Here is a 19,587-nt window from a genome sequence, read left to right as displayed (position 1 = left end):
ATGCGGTGGGGGAACCGACGCCCTTCACCCCCCATCGGTGGTTCGCCCGCCGGCAGGCTCTTTCGAGCGCGCAGCGCGTTCTGCTTGAGAGCGAAGCGTTGATCTTCAAAAGCTTGAAGAGCTCGAAAGAGGTGGTGCGCTGTGAGCTTGCGGCAGGTGTTGATTGCGCTGGGGGACCCGTTGGTGGAGATCCAGGTCGCGCCGCACGGGCTTGAGGTCGACGTCCACGACGTGGTCATCCTCGACCCCGACGACACGCCCGACGTGCGGCCCGGGGATCTCGCGTTGGTCATCGGGGCGCGCGGGCGGGCGGCATTGCCGCTGGTCAGGGCGGCGGCGCAAGGGGGTGCCGCGGCGGTGGCGGTGAAGGTGGATTCGCCGTCCCCGGTGTTGCGGCAGACGGCCGCCGACGTCGGGGTCGCGTTGTTGGCGGTTCGGCCCGAGGTGCGGTGGGAGCACCTGGAGTCGTTGGCCCGAGGGGTCGTGAGTACCGCTCGGTTGACCGCTGACGCGGGGGCCACCGAGGTGTTGGGGGACCTGTTCGGGTTGGCGCAGACGATTGCGGCGTTGACCGGGGGGATCGTCAGCATCGAGGACACCGCCAGTCGGGTGCTGGCTTACTCGCGGTCGTCGGACGAAGTGGATGAGTTGCGGCGGTTGTCGATCCTGGGGCGGCAGGGGCCCGAGCCGTACCTGAAGATGCTTCGGGAGTGGGGGTTTACCAGCGGCTTCGGTCCGGCGAGGAGGTCGTGCGGATCGAGGAGCGGCCCGAGCTGGGGATTCGGCGGCGGATCGCGGTCGGCATCCACGCCGGTAGCCAGCCCTTGGGGACGATCTGGGTGCAGGAGGGGACCACGCCGCTCACCGAGCAGTCCGAACGGGCGTTGTTGGGGGCGGCTCGGGTGACCGCGTTGCACCTGGTGCAGCAGCGCGAGCCCACGGCGGCGTTCCGGGAGAACCTGCTGGCCTCGCTGCTGGACGGGCGGATGGACGCCACCTCGGTGGCCGAGCAGATCGGGGCTGATCCGGGGAAGCCGGCCGCTGTGGTGGTGTTCGCGTTGCGCGGGCAGGAGCACGCGGACCGGATCCAGCACGAGCTGCGGCGGGCGGAGATGACGAGCCTGATCTCGGTGCACGCCGCTGCCTATCGGCGAAGTGCGCTGGTCAGCCAGGCTTCGGGGCGGACGTACGTGCTGCTGCCGGACCTGCCGCCCGGGGCGCCGCTGCTGGCGTTGACGAAGGAGATCGTGGCTGCCGCGCGGAAGCACATGGGGTTGCGGGTGCAGGGGGCCATCGGCTCGACCGTGGCGACGATGGAGGACGTGATGGTGGCTCGCGTCGAGGCTGATCGGGTGTTGGACGCGATGGCACGGGACCTGGACGCGGACGTGGCGACCTTGGCCGACGTGCGGTCGCAGGTGCTGGTCAGCGAGGTGCTGGCGCTGCTGGCCGAGCACCCCAGGATCCGCGACCCGCGGTTGGAGCGGCTGGAACCGGAGCTCGCGCGGTCGCTTCTGGCCTACCTGGACGCGTTCGGTGACGTGCGCACGGCCGCCGCCCGCCTGCACGTCCACCCCAACACCCTGCGCTACCGGGTCCGGCGGGCCGCCGAGGTCGGTGGGTTCGAGCTGGACGACCCGCTCCTCCGGTTGTTCGCCCAGTTGCAACTCAGGCTGACCTGAGCGCGTCACCGGCCGCCCCCTAGGCTGCGCGCCGTGAGCACCGATGTGTCGCCTCGGCGCGGCAGCGATTTCGCAGAACTCTCCAGGCTGGTCAAGCAGGCCGGTCTGCTCGACCGCCGGACCGGCTACTACGTGGTGTGCCTGGTGGCGGCCGTGGCCGTCCTCGCCGCCACCTGCGCCGCCGTCGTCCTGATCGGCGACTCGTGGTGGCAGCTCGTCCCCGCCGTCGCCCTCGCGGTCGTGTTCACGCAGATCGCGTTCCTCGGGCACGACGCCGGGCACAAGCAGGTGTTCACGACCAACCGGACCAACGCGGTCACCGGGCTGGTGCTGGGCAACCTGCTGATCGGCGTCGGCTACGGCTGGTGGATGAGCAAGCACAACCGCCACCACGCCAACCCCAACCACGAGGACGAGGACCCGGACGTCGACATCGCGGTGCTCGCGTTCAGCCTGGAGCAGGCCGAGCGCAAGCGCGGGTTCTTCCGGTTCGTGGTCAAGCACCAGGCGTGGCTGTTCTTCCCGCTGCTGCTGCTCGAAGGCTTCAGCCTGCACGTCATCGGCGCGGTCCCGGTGGCGCGGCGCGAGGTGCGGGCGTGGCGGGTGGAGGCGGCGCTGCTCGTCGTTCACGCCATCGGGTACTTGACGCTGGTGTTCTCGTCCATGTCACCGGTGAAGGCGGTTGTGTTCATCGCGGTGCACCAAGGGCTGTTCGGTGTTTACATGGGGTGCTCGTTCGCGCCCAACCACAAGGGCATGCCGGTGCTGTCCGCCGGCCACCAGTTGGACTTCCTCCGCAAGCAGGTCCTGACTTCCCGGAACGTCACCGGCGGCCGGTTCACCGACTTCCTGCTCGGCGGCCTGAACTACCAGATCGAGCACCACCTGTTCCCGAACATGCCCCGTCCGCACCTGCGCCGAGCCCAGGCCCTGGTTCGCGACTTCTGCCGGCAGCGGTCGATCTCCTACGCCGAGTGCGGCCTGTTCACCTCGTACGGGTACGTGCTGAAGTTCCTGCACGAGGCTGGTGCGCCGTTGCGGGCGGAGAAGGTCGCCGTTTAGGGAGTGTCTTGTGCGTGCTTTCGGTGGGTAAAGCGCGGCTCTTGTGTGGGGGTTCGACGCTCTCCCTTTGCTGGTGGTCGGGCTGCGGGGGAGGCGTTTTTGGATCTTGAGAGCGGAGCGTTTCGGTTTACGTAAAAAGCAAGAAGCCCAAGTTGAGTTGTGTCCTCTCGGTGGACTGCCGCTTGGCGGCTTCGCCGAAGAAGGCGCGTTGTGGGTGGGTGCTGCTAGCGCGGCCAGGGGTTGGGGGTGCATGTCTTGCCGTCCGGCGGTACCTCGCCGCTGAGTTGCGCTAGTTCGTCGTTGGCGGTGCTCAGGGTTTGTTGCATCATCACCGGGGCCGGGGTCCCGTTTTCCGGGCACGGTTCGTGGCCGAACCCGAGGAAGTGGCCCACCTCGTGGTTGACCAGGTAGGACCGGTAGGCGGTCAGGCTGTCGTAGGTGTGTGCGCCGCGGAACCAACGGGGTGCGCTGAGGTAGACGGTGTCGCCGATGCGGCACGACGTGTCGTAGGGCAGGTCGAAGCCGCACTGCTCGCGCGCGGTGTTCTGGGCGGTGAGGCGGATCCGCAGGGTCGGGTTCGTGTCGACCCGGCGGAACGTGTAGCCCTTGCGTGGCCAGCCGCGTGGGTGGACCAGGGCGTGGTGGACCTGGGCGGCGAACGGCTGGTCGCCCTCGCGCAGGGTGATGCCCTCCTCGACCTCGACGGTGTAGGGGATGGCGGTGGGGGTGGCGGTGGTGCTGCCGGGGACGATTCGCCACCGGCCGGTGCCGTGTTCCGGGAAGGGGGCGCCCGGTGGCAGGTCGGCCCCGAAGCCCCTGATGCGTTGCGGCACGGTGTAGGTCGGCAGGGCGGCGGTGGGCGGGCGGCCGTGGGCGGTGACGTGCATCGGGACGGTGCGCGTGTCGAGGGCGAGGACGGTGGCGGCGGCCAGTGAGAGGCCGGCCAGGTAGTGCGCCACCGCCAACCGCCCGGTCACGACCCGTCCGCCGCGGAGGCCGCCGGTGCCGCGGGAGCCGCCTGGGCGGGGCCGCCCGGGGGTGGTGCCGTCGGAGCCGGCTGCGGGGGTGCGTCGGCTGGGGGCGAGGGGGCCGGCGGGGCGGTGGTCGGGGGTGGGGGCGCGGTGGCTGGAGCGGCCAGGGTGGGTGGCTCGTCGGTGTCGTCCTCGCGGGGGACCGGGATGCCCAGTTGTGCGCACCACCGGTCGAGCACCTTGCGGCGTTCCACCAGGTCGGCCGCGATCGCCCGTGCCTGCGCCGTCGCGTCGGCCACGATCTCCCGCGCCCGCCGGTCCGCCTCGGCCAGCCGGCGCTGCGTCTCCTGCTCGGTCTCGTCGAGCAGCACGGCCTGCCGGTGCGCTATCTCCCGCGCCTGCCGCAGCAGCTCCTCGCTGCGCTCGTGCGCGGCCTGCTCCTCCTTCTCCGCCTTCTGCCGGGCCACGTGCATCAGGTACCGGATCGTCCCGGACACCGTGTTCTCCTTGGAGTAGCCGGCGTGCAGCATCCGGTACTCCGCCAGCTCGGCGCGGGCCGCCTCCAGCTCGCGCGTCACGTCGTCCGCGGTCGCCAGGGCCGCGTCCCGGTCGGTGGTCAGCTGCTCCAGCCGTTCGGTGAGCTGCTTGATCGCCGCGTCCACCTCGCGCCGCTGGTAGCCGCACCACTCGCGGTTGAACGACCCCGGTGCGAACTCCCCGCCGGTGGTCATGGCTACAGCCCCGCCTGGTCGTAGCGGCACGCCGGGTTCCACAGCAGGAACGACTTCACGCCCACGTCGGCGGACGCGGTGACCTGCGCCTGCACTTCGCCCGGCCCGTAGTGGTACTTGAGCGAGAACGCCTGCAGCCACGGGATGACCGTCGCCCCGGTGTCCTTGGTCAGGTCCACGAAGTTCGCGATCGACGCCTTCACGATGTCGTACGGCTTGCCCTCGGGGTTGTCCACGCCGTACTCGCCCGGCCCCCAGTGCGACGGGTAGACCATCGGCGCGACGTAGTCGACGTGCGCGGACAGCGCCGGGATGTCCTGGGCGATGTCCGTGCCGCTGTGCGCGGCGATGCCGAACACCGAAGCGCCCAGGTACGCGCCGTGCGGCCGGACCGCCGCCCGCGAGTCGCGCAGGAAGTCCACTATGGACTGTTCGGGGGTTACCGCGAGACCGGCGAACTCCATCTGCCCCAACGGGCCGTCGGGCCGCCGCACGTAGTCGTACAGGATGTCGTCGAAGCCCAGCGACGCCGCTTCCTTCGCGATGGCGATGTTGTACTCGCGCACCTCGGGGTTGGCGAAGTTGGTGAACGCGTACTGGCCGTAGTGCCGCGCCCACGGGCCACCGTTCTTGTCCATCGCCAGCCGGTCGCGCGCGCCGGCCTCCCAGGACGCCTTGCCCAGCACGGGGTCCCGGAACGCCACCAGCCGGCCCACGACCCGCAACCCCATGCCGTGCAGCTGGTCCACGGCCGCCTTGGCGTCGTAGTACCCCCGGCTCGCGCCGATCTGCTGCGCCAGCGGGACCTGCGAGGTGTAGCCGATCTCGCCGCTCTCGTCCTTGATGTCCAGCTGCACGGCGTCGATCTTCTTCTCGCGCGCCAGCGCCAGCACCGGCTCGCGCAGCTCCTCCGTCGCCCACGCCGCCGCGCTCATGTGCACCGCGCGCATGCCCGGGTGGGGCACCTTGACCGCCATCTCGTGCCGGCCGGAGTTGCCCGCCGCGTCCTTGGCCTCCAGGCGCAGGGACGCGGGCACCGCCGCGAACGTCGCCTCGAACCTGCCGTCCTTCACCGGCACGCGCTGGTCGCCGACCAGCACCTCGTCCGCGCCCTCGACCGTGCCGCGCACGGTCAGCGGACCGCGCGGCGACTTGGCGTCCACCTGCTCCACGGACACCTTCGGCGGGGTGTTGTCGAGGGTGAAGTGGCGCTCGATCACGGCGTCGGGCAGCCACGGCAGCGCGTTGGGCGCGCGGACGGTCAGGGTGTGCGGTCCGTCGGCCAGTTCCAGCCCGGACAACGACATCCCCTTTTCACCGCGCCGCGCTTCGACCGTTCGGCCGTCCAACTCCACAATCACCCGATCGAGATCGCCCGGATCGTCCGCGGTGATGGCCACGCGCTCGAAGCCCGAATGGGTGACGGCACCGCCGTCGCTCAGGTCCGCGACGGCCAGACTGGTCTGCCGGTAGTGCACGAATGTCGTGATCACGCCTGCGACCAGCAACAACGCCACGGCAGCGGCCACCGGGACGAGGACCCTTCTCGTTTTTCGGGTGGAATTCGACATCGACGACTCCGATCAGCGCGGCGCATTACCACTGCGCGATATACCGCCTCCAGGGGCAGGTAAACCAGAAGTCATCCGAATGTGTCAAACCGGGCGGCGACCCCTCGGTGAGCGGCGTACCTTGCGGAAACGTGAACCGCACCGCACCGCCGTCCCGACCCGTCCTGGCCGTCGCCGCGCTCCTGGCCGTCGTCACCGCCGCGTGCGCCGAACCGGCCGAGCCCGCGCCCGCCAACACGCCGGTCGCCGCCGCCTCGACGCCCGGCACGACGTCGTCCGCGCCGCCGCCGGACCCGGCCGCGGTGGGGGCCAACGAGCTCGGGCAGGTGCCGGTCCTGATGTACCACCGGCTGGTCGCCCAGCCGTCGTCGGTGTACGACCGGACCCCGGAGGCGTTCCGGGCCGAGCTGGAGCGGCTGGTCGCCGAGGACTACGTGCCCGTGACGACCCTGGAGTACGCGACCGGCGAGATCGACATCCCGGCGGGCAAGCACCCCGTCGTGCTGACCTTCGACGACGGCGACCCGACCCAGTTCGCGTTGGACGCCTCCGGTCAGCCCGCGCCGGGCACCGCCATCGCGATCCTGCTCGATGTCGCCGCCAAGCACCCGGGGTTCCGGCCGGTGGCGAGCATGTACGTCAACGCCGCGCCCTTCGGCACGGCCGACGGCTCCGGTGTGCTGCCGTGGTTGCGGGACCACGGTTTCGAGATCGGCAACCACACCCAGTACCACACGAACCTGGCCTCGGTGTCCGCCGCGGAGGCGCAGCGGGCGATCGGCGAGGGCCAGCGCGAGATCCAGCAGGCCGTGCCGCAGTACCAGGTGAAGAGCCTGGCGCTGCCGTTCGGCGTGAGCCCGCGCGAACCCGTGCTGGCCATGCGGGGCGGGGTGGACGGCGCGTCCTACGACTACGTGTGCGTGCTGCTGGTCGGCTCGAACCCGGCGCCCTCGCCGTTCGCCGCCGACTTCGACCCGATGAACACGCCCCGCATCCGGTCCCAGGACGCGACCGGCGAGGACGCGGCGTTCGGCTCGGCGGTGTGGCTGGACAAGCTCGCCGCGAACCCCGCCCAGCGCTACACCTCCGACGGCGTGCCCGACCGGATCTCCTACCCCTCGACGGCCGGTGTGGTGCCGGCACCGCAGTTCGCGGGACGGGCGGTGGCCTACTGAACCGCGGGCCATACCCCCTCCGGGACCTGGTCTAACCGGTCGCGCGGGTTTTCCACCCGAACGGGAAAACCGGCATGTCGACCGTGTCGTCCGGGCACCCCCCGAACAGGCAACACGGGAGAAGGAGGGCCAGCGGAGCAATGGACCGGGACATCGACTGGGAGCCGTTCATCGAGTCACTGCACGAGGCGGCGTGCCGGTGGGACACCGGTCTGGCGCACCGCGCCGAGCCGCCCGACCTGGGCGCCGCCGAGGACGAACTGGCCGACCAGGCGCCGCGGCGGGTCGTGCCGATCACCGCGGAGGAGGCCGAGAACCTCATGACCGCGGTGGCGTTCCTGGCGCGCAGGCTCAGCGTGGCCGCCGAGTGCGTCGTCTACACGACGGCCGAGCAGCGCCTGGACGGCGAGGACGCCGACCCGGAGGAGCAGGCCGACGTCCTCTCGCTGACCGCGCTGCACGCCCAGGCCATGCGGCACGCCGCCGACCTGGCCAGCGAGGTCTACCACCGCTGCGCGTGAGCCACCGGTTCCTCGACCGCGCGGTGGAGGTACGCGCGTTCGGCGAGCGTCCAAGCGGTGGTGGTGAGCAGGTAGACCCCGGCCGCCAGCGGCAGCACGGCCGCGATGAGCACCGTGCCGAACGGCAGCAGCCGCAACACCTTCGCGAACGGCACCTGCGGGCCACCGCTGCGAGCGGCCACCGCGGCCTGCCAGCGGGAGGTGGCGAACGCGATCGCCGTCAGGGCCGCGAAGAGGGTCAGGAACACGGGGTTGTGGCCGAACTCGCCGAACCAGTGCGTGCCCAGCGGTGTGCCGAACAGGGTGCCGTCCAGCAGCGGGTTCGGGGTGGTGACGAGCCGGTACATGACCATGAAGAACGGCACCTGCACCAGCGCGGGCAGGCACCCGGCGAACAGCGAGGTGCCGTTGTCCTTGTAGAGCTTCATGGTGTGCTCTTGCAGCTTGACCGGGTCCTTGCCGTACTTGGCCTGGAGTTCCCGCATCTGCGGGGCCAGTGCCGACCGGGCCTTCTCGCCGCGCACGGCGGCACGGGCGAGCGGGTGCATGAGCAGGCGGACGAGCGCGGTGAACAGGACGATGGCGAGGGCGGGCGTGGCGAAGCCCGCCAGGGCAGAGCCCAAGGCGTGGAACAAGGGTGTACTCCGTCTGTGAGTTTTCGGGATGTCGGCTGTCAGCAGCCGAGTCCCGGTGCTCGCGGACGGGGTCGACCGGCGGCGTCGGGGTCGCGCAGGCGCAGGAAGGCCGTGCGCAAGGCCTTGTCGCGCAAGGAAAGCGACCGCACCCAGGCGGGCGCGGCCTGGACGTCCGGCGCGGCGGTGAGCAGCAGCACCACCACGGCGACCGCAGCGATGGCGGCCACCAGTTCGGCCGGCGAGTTCAGGAGGGTGAGCGCGAACAGACCCGCAAGCCCCGCCAGCAGCAGGTGCAGCTTGGTCATCGCGTCCTCCTCCCGTCTCAGCCCACTGTACCCACGAGCGCCGGCCGGGTCGGGTGGTCGTAGCGGACCGTCACGTCGGCTTGGGGTTCGTAGTCGTCGTAGGCGGGCAGGGTCCAGCGCTCGTCCTCGGGGGTCTGGCGGTGGAGTGCCGGTGGTGACAGCCAGAGGTGCACGGTGAGTTCGGCGGGCAGCCACTTGTCGAGCAGGAGCGTGCCGTCGAGCAGGAGGACGCCGCCGGGTGGGAGGGTCACGTAGTCGGCGCGGCTGGCGCGGTCGCGGTCGGCGTCCCACAGCGTCGGCAGGACCTTGCCGGTGCCGCCCGGGTCCAGCGGGGCGAGGACCTCCCGGAGCAGGCCGTTCGCGTCGAGCCAGGTGGTGCGGAACGACTCCGGGTCGGTGCGGCCGTGCTCCAGGCGGATCGAGGCGGGGCGCAGGAAGTCGCGGGCGGACACGCGCAGGACCGGGCGGCCACGGGCTTTCAGCGGGTCGGTCAGGGTGTCGGCGAGGGCGCCGGGGCGGGTCGGCGGTGCGCCGTCCACCAGGACCCGGGTCCAGGTGTCCTTGGGGAACGCGTCGATCCGCTCGACCAGCTCGGCGACCAGGGCGTCCGGGGTCAGGGGCTGGATCCTCACGGCAGCGGGTAGTCCTCCCAGCCCTCGGGCAGCACCGGGACCGGCCAGTCCGGGTCGGGCGTGAAGGCGGCCCACGCCGGGTCCCACCACGTGGTGCCCGCGTCGAGCATGGCGGCGATCTCCTTGCCGGTGCGGCGGATCGCGTCGGCCTGGGCGGCGTCGTACTTGCCCTCGGCGACCTGCTCGTCGAACTCGTCCCGGTCGCGCTCCTCCCAGCGGCCCTCGGCGTCGAGCCAGTAGTCCAGGGCGTGGTCGAGGGTGTCGAAGCCGTGCGGGGTGCGGCGGAACGGGTCCTGGAGGTTGAGGTACCAGCCCTGGAACCGGCGGTCCTCACCGGACCAGAACAGCTCGACGGAGTAGGCGTCCCCGGGCCGGTGGAGCTGGAGCTTGCCGTGACCGCGCCAGTGCGTGTTGCCCTTGGCCCGCCAGGGGTGCCCGTAGTGGTGGTCGGGGTAGCCCAGGACGGTGCCGGGGACGACGAACACGACCAACAGCTCCGGCCCGTCCTCGACCACTCGGGTCGGCATGACCGACCACGGCTTGCCGTGCAGCACTTCCCGGCGCAACACGGTGTCGCCAGGCGCGAAGAACCCCATGCGGACCAGGTTAGGTCAGGCCGGCGGGTGCAGGAGCAGTTCCGCGATGGCCCGCACCCGCTCGACCGTGATGCCGCCGCGCTGCTCGACCGCCAGCGGGTGGTCGGTCGGCTCCAGCTCCACGAGTGGGCGCACGCCCACCTCCTGGGTGTGCACCATCGTCTTCAGGTTCAGCGTGCCGGGGTCGTAGCCGGGCAGGTCGGTGGACAGCCAGCCGAAGTACGGCGGCTCCGCGACCCGGGCGGGGTCGTCCCACAGCTGAGCCGCGCGGGCGGCGTTGGCCGGGCTGAGCGACACCCACACGCCCCACTCGAAGTCCTCGTCGGCGTCCACGACCGGCAGCACCAGGCGCGCGCGGACGAAGTGGTGCTCGCCGCCGATCACGCACTGCTCCTCGGCCAGGATCGAGTCCGGGTCGTCGGCCAGACCGTCGTGCCAGAACGCCGGTGCGGGGGCGCCGTAACCGAAGGGCGGCCCGGGGTGGAGCCGGTCGCAGCACGAGCAGAGGTAGGACGCCGTCACGGCGGGCAGCCTACGGGGGTCAGGCGAGGGCGCGGCGCAGGCGGGTGTGGGCCAGTTCGCGTCTCGGGTCGGTCGGCGGGAGTGCGCGGGTGAGGCGTTCGAGGGTTTCGACGTCGTCGGTCATCTCGGCGAAGGCCCACATCGTTTCGGGGTCGCCGGCGGTCAGGACGGCTCGGCGGACCGTGGCCGAGAGGTCTTCGCGCTCGTCGGAGACGACCGGGGCGTCGGAGCGGGGGAGGAGGTCGCCTCGGTAGGTGGCGACGGCGGTGGGGACGTCACCGGTGCGGATCGCTTGGCGGACGGTCAGGAAGTCGGCTTCGACGGTCGCGGACAGGCGGTACGGCCTGGTCTGGAGGACGTCCGGGAGTTGGGCCCGCAGGCGGTGGAGTTCGGCGCGGACGGTGGTGGGGTTGCCGCGTTCGCCGTAGAGGTGCAGGGCGAGTTGGTCGGCGGTCAGGCCGCGGGGGTGCAGGGCCAGGGCGGTCAGGAGCTCGGCGTGGCGGAGGGACAGGAGGAGCGGGCGGCCGTTGAGCGTGCCGGTCAGGTCGCCGAGGAAGCGCAGGGACAGGGTCGGGCGGCGGGTGGTTCGGGGTGGGACGCGGAGCAGGTAGCCCTCGTCCAGGGGTTCCAGGTGGGCCTCGCGGCCGTCGGCCAGGCGGACGGTGGGGGCGAGTTCCACGCGCGGGCCGAGCAGGTTCTGGGGTTCGGCGGCCAGGACGCGGCCGGTCGGGCTGAGCAGGGCGCCGGGTTCGCCGCGCAGGGCGATGAGGTGGCGCATGCCGGCCGCGCGCACGCGTTCGTCGCGGGCCGCCAGGACCACCCCGAGCTGGGCCTCCACCAGCCGCGCGGCCGTGCTGACCAGGGCGCTCGTGGTCGGGTGCAGGCTGGTCAGCGGGCCGCTGACGTCCACGACGCCCAGCGTGCGGCCGGTGTCGGGGTCGCGCACGGGGCTCGCCGCGCACGTCCAGCCGTGGTAGGTGCGCACGAGGTGTTCGGCGGAGTGCACGGTCACCGGGCTGCCCACGGCCAGCGCGGTGCCCATCGCGTTCGTGCCGATGGCGTCCTCGCTCCACCGGGCGCCCTCGGTGAGGCGGAAGCGCTCGGCGAGCCGGCGCACGTCCCGCGCGCCCTCGCACCACAGGATGTGGCCGTCCGCGTCCGTGATGATCATGACGTGCCGGGCCTCGTCGGCGATCGCCACCAGGGTCTCGCGCAGCATCGGCAGCATCGGGGCCAGGGGGTGCGTGGCGCGCAGGTCCGCCACCTCGTCGGGGGCCAGCACGACCGGGGGCTCGTGGCGGTCCGGGTCCACGTGCGCGGCCAGCGACCGCCGCCACGACTCGACGATCACCGGGCGTGCGGTCGGGGTCGGGGACCCGCTGAGGGCGGCGTCGTGGAGGGCGGCCAGCCGGTGCGGGTCGGGGTGCATCGCGGAACCTCCTGACCACCCAGGATGACGTGCGCCGGCGTGACGCGGCAAGCGGTTCCTTGCTCCGATCGGGTGCAACGTGGTTGCAACGTCGCGCCGCCTACCTTTCGGCCGTTGATCGACGCGACGACGCGGGAGGCGAGTGGAGATGACCCAGTACGCGGCACCCGGCCAGGCCGGCAGCGTGGTGACCTACCGCGAGCGGTACGACCACTTCATCGGCGGCGAGTACGTGCCGCCCGCGAAGGGGAACTACTTCGAGAACCCCACCCCGGTCACCGGCGAGGTGTTCACGGAGGTCGCGCGCGGCACCGCCGAGGACGTCGACCGGGCCTTGGACGCCGCCCACGGCGCGGCGCGGGCGTGGGGCCGCACGTCGGCCGCCGAACGCGCGAACGTGCTCAACGAGATCGCCGACCGCATCGAGGACCACCTGGAGGCGCTGGCCGTCGCCGAGACCTGGGAGAACGGCAAACCGGTCCGCGAGACCCTGGCCGCCGACCTCCCGCTGGCCGTCGACCACTTCCGCTACTTCGCGGGCGCCATCCGGGCCCAGGAGGGCGGGATCTCGCAGATCAGCGAGGACCTGGTGGCCTACCACTTCCCCGAGCCGCTGGGCGTGGTCGGCCAGATCATCCCGTGGAACTTCCCGCTGCTCATGGCCACCTGGAAGCTGGCGCCCGCGCTGGCCGCCGGCAACGCGGTCGTGCTCAAGCCCGCCGAGCAGACCCCGGCGTCGATCCACGTCCTCATGGGCCTGATCGCCGACCTGCTGCCGCCGGGCGTGGTCAACGTCGTGAACGGCTTCGGCGTGGAGGCGGGCAAGCCGCTGGCGTCCTCGCGGCGGGTGGCGAAGGTGGCGTTCACCGGCGAGACGTCGACCGGTCGGCTGATCATGGGGTACGCGAGCGAGAACCTGGTCCCGGTGACGCTGGAGCTGGGCGGCAAGAGCCCGAACATCTTCTTCGCCGACGTCGCCGCGCGGCGGGACGCCTTCTACGACAAGGCGCTGGAGGGCTTCACCATGTTCGCCCTCAACCAGGGCGAGGTGTGCACGTGCCCGTCGCGGGCGCTGGTGCAGAGCTCGATCTACGACGAGTTCCTGGCTGACGGGGTCGAGCGGACCAAGGCCATCAAGCAGGGGAACCCGCTGGACACCGAGACCATGATCGGGGCGCAGGCCAGCCGCGAGCAGGTGGAGAAGGTGTTGTCCTACATCGAGATCGGCAAGGCCGAGGGCGCGCGGCTGGTGTGCGGCGGGGAGCCGGCGGACCTGGGCGGGTCGCTGTCGGGCGGGTACTACGTGACGCCGACGATCTTCGAGGGCGACAACAAGATGCGGGTGTTCCAGGAGGAGATCTTCGGGCCGGTGGTGTCGGTGACCCGGTTCGACGACTTCGACGACGCGGTGAAGACCGCCAACGACACCTTGTACGGGCTGGGTGCGGGGGTGTGGTCGCGGGACGGTGGGGTGGCTTATCGGGCCGGGCGTGAGATCCAGGCCGGTCGGGTGTGGGTGAACAACTACCACTCGTATCCCGCGCACGCGGCCTTTGGCGGCTACAAGCAGTCCGGGATCGGGCGCGAGAACCACCGCATGATGCTCGATCACTACCAGCAGACCAAGAACCTGCTGGTCAGTTACTCGCCGGACGCTCAGGGCTTCTTCTGACGCGCTTCGCGCTGTCAAGATGAAAAGCGCCTCGCCGGCGGGCAGGCCCCCGGGGGTGGAAGGGCGTCGGTTTCTCCCCCGTACGGCCTGCCGGAGGCAACCACGTTCGGCCCGTTTGTGCAACCGGTGAAGCGTGGTTGCACAAACGGGCCGAACGTGGTTGGGCTGCGCCCAGGCCGTACGGGGGAGAAACCGAGGCCCTTCCTGTGGCTTGGCAGCCAACATGAGAAGCGGCGCCGCTACTTCTTCCAGGGGACCTGTGGGGAGGGGTAGTAGTTGATGCCCAGGGTGTGCCAGCGGTCGGCTTGGGCGGCCAGGCGGACCTTGAAGTTGTCCCAGTTGTGGGTGGACCACGGGGACCAGCCGAGTTCGGCGATCGCGGGCAGGCGGGGGAAGGCCATGTACTCGATGTCGGCGGACTTCGTGACGGTTTCCGTCCACAGTGGAGCTTCGACGCCCTTGACGGCCTCGGCGGGCAGGTTCTCGAGGAAAGCGCCCGGGTTCCAGTCGTAGGCGTCTTCGACGTCCGTGTAGCCGGCCCAGTTCAGGCCCAGCGGGGTGTGTTCGTCGTACTTCATGTCCAGGTACGCCTTGGTGGCGGGCGACAGGATGATCTTGTTGCCGCGCTTGGCCGCCTCGACCATGTCCGCCGCGACCGTCTTGGTGCCCCAGAACTGCGGAACCGCTGTCGCGGGTGGGGTTGCCTTCACGAACTCGTGCCAGCCGACCGGGTGCTTGCCGTGCTTGGCGACCAGGGGCAGGACTTTGTTCATGAACGCGATGAAGTCGGGGTCGGTGGTGGCGTGGGCCTCGTCGCCGCCGATGTGCAGGTACTTGCCGGGGGTCAGGGCGGCTACCTCGCGCAGGACGTCGTCCACGAACTTGTAGGTGATGTCCTTGTCGATGCACAAGGACGAGAAACCGACGTCGATGCCCGTGTAGAGGGGCGGGGCGACGCCGTCGCAGTTCAGTTCGGCGTAGGAGGCCAGGGCGGCGTTGGTGTGGCCCGGCATGTCGATCTCCGGGATCACCTCGATGTGCCGTGCCGCCGCGTACGCGACCAAGTCCTTGTACTGCTCCTGGGTGTAGTAGCCGCCCGGACCGCCGCCGACCTCCGTGCTGCCGCCGTACGTGGCGAGCCTCGGCCAGCTCTTGATCTCCAGGCGCCAACCCTGGTCGTCGGCCAGGTGCAGGTGCAGCTTGTTGACCTTGTAGAGCGCGATCTGGTCGATGTACCGCTTGACCTCGTCCACCGAGAAGAAGTGCCGGGCCACGTCGAGCATCGCGCCGCGGTGGGCGTAGCGCGGGTGGTCCAGCACGCTGCCGCCCGGCGCGGTCCACGGGCCGTGTTGGCGGGACCTCGCCTCGACCTTCGCGGGCAGGAGCTGGCGGAACGTCTGCACGCCCGCGAACAGGCCGGCGGCGGTCTTCGCGCGGACCACCACCCCGCGCCGGGTCACGTCGAGCTGGTAGCCCTCGTCGCCCACGCGCGGGTCCGCGCCGGTGAGCAGCAGGCTGATGCCCTTGCCGGACGCGCCCGGCACGACCGGCAGGCGGTAGCCGGTGGACGGGCGCAGCACGCCCGCGAGGAACTCGCCGACCTGTTTCGCCGCGGCGGAACCGGGGTGGGTGTGGATGTGCGTGTCGGGGGTGAGGTGGTAGGTCGTCCCCGGTCTCGGCGTGACGCTGACCGGGGCGGGCACGATGTGCTGCAACGGTGTCTCCGGGGCTGCTGCGCGGGCGGGCGCCGCCGCGACCGTGGCGCCGACCGCGGTCGCGAGCAGCAGGGTGGCCAGTGCTCTTGCCGGTGTTCCGGGCACGGTGGTCCTCCTGGTGGCCTCGATCACCCGAGCGGCGGCCCGATCACCGTTCCAGCCGGCCGGAGCGGGTGTCAAGGTCTGGACCAATCACCGCAGCTTCGGACGTCCCAGGTCCGCCCAGGCGGCCGGGAAGCGCTCCTCCACCCGTTGGGCCCGCGCGGTTTCCAGGGCGTGCAGCACGCCGAAGGTGAACCCGTTCTCGCCGTCGAGGTGGGCTTGCGCCCCGAGCTCGCGCAGCACCGGCCGGGCGACGACGCTGTCCTGGTGGTCGCCCAGCAGCGTCTGGAGCTTCTTGAGCCGCTTGCGGTACTTCTTGGCGCGCTTGCCGAACAGCGGCTCGACGGTCTCCACCGCGTACCGCAACCGCTTGGCGGCCTTGCGGGCTTCGTGCAGCGAGGTGTCGTCGTGGGCGTTGTCGGCGGCCTTCTTCAACCGGCGGTAGGCCTTGTCCACCAGGCCCGGCAACACCTTCTTGCCCTTGGCGGCGGCGAGCGGGGTCAGTGGCGGGTCGGCGACCAGTGCGTCCACCGCGTCGAGGAGGTCGAAGTAGCGGCGGCTGTCCAGGGCGGCCACGGCCGCTTGGTAGGCCTGTTCCTCGCGGGGCGCGAAGAAGCGGGTGAGCTGCGCGGGCACGGCGCCGAGCACCAGCTCGCCGGGCAGGTCGGCGATGTGCGCCTCGAACGTCGTCCGCAGGACCTCGGCGTCGCGTGCCTCGCCGAGGACACCGGCGATCCACTTCAGTTCGTCGGTGAGCGCCCGGGTCTCGTCGCGTGGCACGACCTCGCCGAACGCCTGGAGGGCGCTGCGCATCCGGCGGGTGGCCACGCGCATCTGGTGGACGGCGTCGTCCTCCCGGCGGCGGACCTTCGGGTCGTGCGCCTTGAGGGCGTCCGCCTGCTCGCGCAGGTAGGCCAGGACGACCGAACCCGCGGAGTCGTCCCGGGCGGGCTCGGGGTGCGGTGCGATGCGGGCGGCCAGGAGTTTCGTGAGCTTCGCCGAGGAAGCCGACCGGTGGATGCCCGCGTCGTTCAGGCGCTGCTCCACCCGGTCCAGCAGGTCGGTGTCGCCGCGGTCGCCGAGCTCGACCTCGATCTCGCGCCACGAGTCGACGTTCGAGTCGTCCACGACGTCCTGCGCGGACACCAGGTCCTCCACGACCTCCGCCAGCAGTTCGCCCTTGGCGTCCACCAACTGCCAGCGCCGGCGGTTGGTCCGGATGCGGGCGACCGGCGTCAGCGCCCCGCCGCGCGCGTGCACCTGCACCAGGGAACCCAGCTCCCGCGGCGGGTGCTTGGCCGCGCGCCCCGGCGGCAACCGCACCTCCTCGCGGGTGTCGCCGTCGACCGGCAGCTTGAGGTGCCAGCCCGCGTCGTCGCCGCCGGTGCGCCTGCGCAGGGTCAGGCCGGCACGGGCCAGCCGCAGGTCGGCGGTGTCGTAGTAGACCGCCTCCAACGTCAACTCCTCCGGGCCCGCCGCCGCGGCGACACCAGGCAGGTCGGCCAGCTCCGGGAGGGAGGCACCGGTCGGCGCCTCGAACTTGCGTTCGGTCTCGCGCACTGATGTCGACATGTTCTAGGCATACACCGTTGGGCATGCGTTTACCCGGATGTTGCGCTGCGTAGTCGGTCGTTGACCCTGACGGGCGGATGTTGCCGTTTATCAAGGTGGTTTTTCGGCTGCGGGCCTGGTGGGACGCTGGTCGTGGGGTTGGCTGGATCGCGTGCCCACGGAGAAAGAGCGACTCGACGAGGTCGAGCCGACCGTCGCCGACCTGATCACCACCACCCAGGTGCTGACCGCCGAACTGGGCCGGGTCAGCGCGCGGCTGCTCGTGCTGGAGCGCCGCCTCTCCGGAGCCGGCTCGGGCCCCGACGAGGACCTCGACCGGGTGGACGGCGAGGTCGGCGACATCGTGGCCGCGCTGCGCACGGCGTGGGACGCCGAACAGGAGGTCCTCGCCGACTCCGTCCGCGTGGAACTGCGCCAGGAAGTCGCCGAGTACGAGGCCCTGAAGGAGCGCCGCGACGCCGGCGCCGCCCGCCTGGCCTCGGGTCGCATGCCCCGCTTCGAACGCGACGCCCTGGAACACGAGGTCCACCAGCTGGACTGGCAGATCGGCGCGACCGAGTCGGGCGCCCTGGACGCCATGGCCCGCCTGGAATCCGACAGCGCGGCGGCCGAGGAACCGTGGCGCCGGGAGGCGATCATCGCCGGTGACAAGGCCCGCGAGGAGATCTGGGACGCGGCGGCCCGGCGGTTGGAGCGCGCCCTGGCCCTGGACCTGCGGTTGCCGGTGTGGTTCCGGGTGGGGGTCGGGGAGATCACCGCTCCCGACCCGTCCCCGTGGGTGCGGGCGGCCACGGGCTTGATCGCCTACCGGTTGGAGTACGGCGTCCGGACCGCGGTGGACCCGTTGGGCGACCCGCCGTCGGCGGCGTCCGGTTCGGCGGCGTGGGTCCGGCGGACCGAGGCCTACACCGACCTGGTCGACCAGTTGCAGTCGTTGCGGCCCTGAGCTACTTGGGGCACTGGGTGATCATGCTCGCCAGGGCGTCGTGCTCGGCTTGGTCGACGGTGAGCTTGTAGGCGGTCTTCACGGCGATCCAGTTCAGCGCGTAGGTGCACCAGTAGCCCTGCACCGGGGGCTTCCACTTGGCCGGGTCCTGGTCGCCCTTCGCGCGGTTGCTGGTCGCGGAGACGGCGACCAGTTGGATGCCGCCCAGGTCGTTGGCGAACTTCTGGCGCTGCTCGTCGGTCCACTTGTCGGCACCCGACCGCCACGCCTCGGCCAGCGGGACCGTGTGGTCGATGTCCAGCTTGCCCGCGTCGGTGATCGTCTCCCCGTCGTACACGCTGACCCAGCGGCCCGAAGTCGCGCGGCACTCGTCGTCGCTGCGGACGTCGGCGCCCTGGCGTTGCAGCACGATCTCCCGGGTGTCGCACGAGTTGCCCTGGCTGCTCCAGTGCGGGAAGCGGTCGCGGCTGTAGCCGGCCATCTTGCCTTCGGGTGCGACGGTCAGGACCGCCAGCTGGGCCGCCGGGTCCTGGCCGGGTTCCTGGGGGCCCTGGGTGGTCGGCGCGGGGGTCGGTCCGGTCCTGTCCTGGTAGCGGGTCAGGTAGTACCCGATGACGATCAACAGGAGGAACACGACCACGCTGACCCACGTCGTCGACCGCTTCCGGCTCATGCGCCCAATGATCAGCGATCACGGTCACGACCCGATCACCGGGGCCGATATGAGACGGCGATCGTTGTGGTGCAACGGTTTTCCGGGGTGCCCGCTCGGTGCGGCAGGCACCCCGGTCCGTCACGGGTGGCTGGTCAGGTAGCCGCCCATGTGCCGGAAGTACTCGGCGGCGGGCAGTTCGCGGCCGTCCTCGGTGCGGACCCGCTTGACCAGCAAGGCGTGGTTGCGGCCCCGGCGGGCTTCCGCGCCGGCCACGATCGCCACGCCGTCGCCCTCGCGGTAGAAGATACGGCCGGGGGTGCCGCCGTAGCGGGCCTGGGAGACGTCCGCCTCGACGATCTCCAGGCGCTTGCCCTTGTGGAAGCAGAACGCGCTGGGGTAGGGGGCGCACTGCGCGCGGACCAGGCGGTCGAGCTCCTCGGCCTCCCACGTCCAGTCGATGCGCAGGTCCTCTTCCGCGCGCTTGTGGAAGAAGCTGGCCTTGGAGCGGTCCTGCTTGGTGAAGTCGGTGCGGCCCTTGGCGATCTCGGCCAGGCCGTCGACGGTGATGGGGCCGAACAGCTCCAGGGTCTTGTGGAACAGGTCGGCGGTGGTGTCGCGCGGGCCGACCGGGACCGCGCGCTGGAGCACGATGTCGCCCGCGTCCAGGGTCTCGTCCATCATGTGCGCGGTGACGCCGACCTCCTTCTCGTCGTTGATCAGGGCCCAGATCAGCGGCGAGAAACCCGCGTAGGCGGGCAGCAGCGAGTCGTGCACGTTGAGGGTGCCGTGCTTGGGGAGGGTGAAGATGTGCGGCGGGATCCACGTGCGCCAGTTGGTGGCGACGATGACGTCCGGCTCGACCTCCTTGAGCTTCTGGAACAGCTCGTCGTCGTCCGGGCGGTTGCGGATGACGACCTCGACGCCGTGCTCGGTGGCCAGGTCGGCGACCGAGTCGCTCCAGATCCGCTCGTAGGCGTGGTCGCTCTTGGGGTGCGTGACGACCAGTGCCACCTCGTGCTCGGAGTCCAGCAGGGCTTGCAGCGTCCGGTGGCCCCAGGTCTGGTAGCCGAACATGACGACCCGCATCGGGCCT

At 71.3% G+C, this 19,587-nt stretch carries 18 protein-coding genes and 1 pseudogene; 6 read left to right on the top strand and 13 right to left on the bottom strand.

What is annotated here, in order from left to right; all coding sequences use genetic code 11:
• Positions 1–141: 141 nt before the first annotated feature.
• A pseudogene (locus tag DFJ66_RS17355) lies at positions 142–1,682 on the top strand (PucR family transcriptional regulator).
• 24 nt (positions 1,683–1,706) lie between these two features.
• On the top strand, positions 1,707–2,744 hold the full coding sequence (locus DFJ66_RS17350; protein ID WP_397556264.1) for a fatty acid desaturase family protein: 1,038 nt from the start codon (positions 1,707–1,709) through the stop codon (positions 2,742–2,744).
• Between the two features lie 224 nt (positions 2,745–2,968).
• On the opposite strand, the gene DFJ66_RS17345 is transcribed toward DFJ66_RS17350, so the two are convergent.
• The 3 genes from DFJ66_RS17345 to DFJ66_RS17335 are packed head-to-tail and all read right to left on the bottom strand — an operon-like array spanning position 2,969 to position 5,975.
• On the bottom strand, positions 2,969–3,721 hold the full coding sequence (locus tag DFJ66_RS17345) for a DUF3152 domain-containing protein (protein ID WP_121222441.1): 753 nt from the start codon (positions 3,719–3,721) through the stop codon (positions 2,969–2,971).
• Positions 3,718–4,446: a hypothetical protein gene (locus DFJ66_RS17340; RefSeq protein ID WP_121222440.1), complete on the bottom strand. Its 729-nt coding sequence runs from the start codon at positions 4,444–4,446 to the stop codon at positions 3,718–3,720. Before DFJ66_RS17340 ends, DFJ66_RS17345 begins: the two co-directional genes overlap by 4 nt.
• 2 nt (positions 4,447–4,448) lie before the next feature.
• On the bottom strand, positions 4,449–5,975 hold the full coding sequence (locus DFJ66_RS17335) for a putative glycoside hydrolase (RefSeq protein ID WP_246029794.1): 1,527 nt from the start codon (positions 5,973–5,975) through the stop codon (positions 4,449–4,451).
• Between the two features lie 173 nt (positions 5,976–6,148).
• Between DFJ66_RS17335 and DFJ66_RS17330 the strand changes: the two genes are divergently transcribed.
• Together DFJ66_RS17330 and DFJ66_RS17325 are read left to right on the top strand one after the other, a co-directional pair.
• Positions 6,149–7,192: a polysaccharide deacetylase family protein gene (locus DFJ66_RS17330; RefSeq protein WP_170199482.1), complete on the top strand. Its 1,044-nt coding sequence runs from the start codon at positions 6,149–6,151 to the stop codon at positions 7,190–7,192.
• 140 nt (positions 7,193–7,332) lie between these two features.
• On the top strand, positions 7,333–7,713 hold the full coding sequence (locus tag DFJ66_RS17325) for a hypothetical protein (RefSeq protein ID WP_121222438.1): 381 nt from the start codon (positions 7,333–7,335) through the stop codon (positions 7,711–7,713).
• Here DFJ66_RS17325 and DFJ66_RS17320 read toward each other — a convergent pair.
• From DFJ66_RS17320 to DFJ66_RS17295, 6 genes are read right to left on the bottom strand one after another with little or no spacing between them, the layout of a single operon-like run.
• Complete coding sequence (locus DFJ66_RS17320) at positions 7,695–8,348, bottom strand: YidC/Oxa1 family membrane protein insertase (protein ID WP_121222437.1); 654 nt, start codon at positions 8,346–8,348, stop codon at positions 7,695–7,697. The two genes, DFJ66_RS17325 and DFJ66_RS17320, sit on opposite strands and share 19 nt — an antisense overlap.
• A gap of 38 nt (positions 8,349–8,386) precedes the next feature.
• A complete protein-coding gene (locus DFJ66_RS17315; protein ID WP_121222436.1) occupies positions 8,387–8,653 on the bottom strand; it encodes a DUF6412 domain-containing protein in 267 nt (88 codons plus the stop codon).
• Positions 8,654–8,670: 17 nt separating this feature from the next.
• Entirely contained in the window at positions 8,671–9,285 is a 615-nt protein-coding gene (locus tag DFJ66_RS17310) for a nucleoside/nucleotide kinase family protein (protein WP_211351208.1), read from the bottom strand.
• Positions 9,282–9,881 carry a ribonuclease FAU-1 family protein gene (locus DFJ66_RS17305; protein WP_121222435.1) on the bottom strand — a complete coding sequence of 200 codons (600 nt, stop codon included), beginning with the start codon at positions 9,879–9,881 and terminating at the stop codon, positions 9,282–9,284. The genes DFJ66_RS17310 and DFJ66_RS17305 overlap by 4 nt, the downstream gene beginning before the upstream one ends.
• Positions 9,882–9,896: 15 nt before the next feature.
• On the bottom strand, positions 9,897–10,403 hold the full coding sequence (locus DFJ66_RS17300) for a DUF2199 domain-containing protein (RefSeq protein WP_121222434.1): 507 nt from the start codon (positions 10,401–10,403) through the stop codon (positions 9,897–9,899).
• Positions 10,404–10,422: 19 nt separating this feature from the next.
• Positions 10,423–11,832, bottom strand: a complete 1,410-nt coding sequence (locus DFJ66_RS17295; RefSeq protein WP_121222433.1) for a GAF domain-containing protein — start codon at positions 11,830–11,832, stop codon at positions 10,423–10,425.
• Between the two features lie 148 nt (positions 11,833–11,980).
• Between DFJ66_RS17295 and exaC the strand changes: the two genes are divergently transcribed.
• Positions 11,981–13,504, top strand: a complete 1,524-nt coding sequence (gene exaC, locus DFJ66_RS17290) for an acetaldehyde dehydrogenase ExaC (protein ID WP_121231312.1) — start codon at positions 11,981–11,983, stop codon at positions 13,502–13,504.
• Between the two features lie 239 nt (positions 13,505–13,743).
• Here the strand turns inward: exaC and DFJ66_RS17285 are convergent, their stop codons facing one another.
• Together DFJ66_RS17285 and DFJ66_RS17280 are read right to left on the bottom strand one after the other, a co-directional pair.
• Positions 13,744–15,324 (bottom strand): beta-N-acetylhexosaminidase, encoded by a 1,581-nt coding sequence (locus tag DFJ66_RS17285; RefSeq protein WP_170200154.1) that lies wholly within the window; start codon positions 15,322–15,324, stop codon positions 13,744–13,746.
• An 87-nt stretch (positions 15,325–15,411) separates the two neighbouring features.
• Positions 15,412–16,893, bottom strand: a complete 1,482-nt coding sequence (locus DFJ66_RS17280) for a CYTH and CHAD domain-containing protein (RefSeq protein ID WP_121222432.1) — start codon at positions 16,891–16,893, stop codon at positions 15,412–15,414.
• A gap of 151 nt (positions 16,894–17,044) precedes the next feature.
• Between DFJ66_RS17280 and DFJ66_RS17275 the strand changes: the two genes are divergently transcribed.
• Positions 17,045–17,839: a hypothetical protein gene (locus tag DFJ66_RS17275; protein ID WP_121222431.1), complete on the top strand. Its 795-nt coding sequence runs from the start codon at positions 17,045–17,047 to the stop codon at positions 17,837–17,839.
• 1 nt (position 17,840) lies between these two features.
• Here DFJ66_RS17275 and DFJ66_RS17270 read toward each other — a convergent pair whose 3' ends face one another.
• Both DFJ66_RS17270 and DFJ66_RS17265 read right to left on the bottom strand, forming a co-directional pair.
• Entirely contained in the window at positions 17,841–18,512 is a 672-nt protein-coding gene (locus DFJ66_RS17270) for an HNH endonuclease family protein (protein ID WP_121222430.1), read from the bottom strand.
• A 120-nt stretch (positions 18,513–18,632) separates the two neighbouring features.
• The gene (locus DFJ66_RS17265) at positions 18,633–19,580 is read right to left on the bottom strand and encodes a methionyl-tRNA formyltransferase (protein WP_121222429.1); all 948 of its coding nucleotides are present in this window, start codon (positions 19,578–19,580) and stop codon (positions 18,633–18,635) included.
• Positions 19,581–19,587 lie beyond the last annotated feature (7 nt).

Origin of the sequence: Saccharothrix variisporea (assembly GCF_003634995.1) — a bacterium.
Taxonomy (GTDB): Bacteria; Actinomycetota; Actinomycetes; order Mycobacteriales; family Pseudonocardiaceae; genus Actinosynnema; species Actinosynnema variisporeum.
Note: the sequence above shows the minus strand (reverse complement) of the source record. Positions and strands in the feature narration are given on the sequence as shown.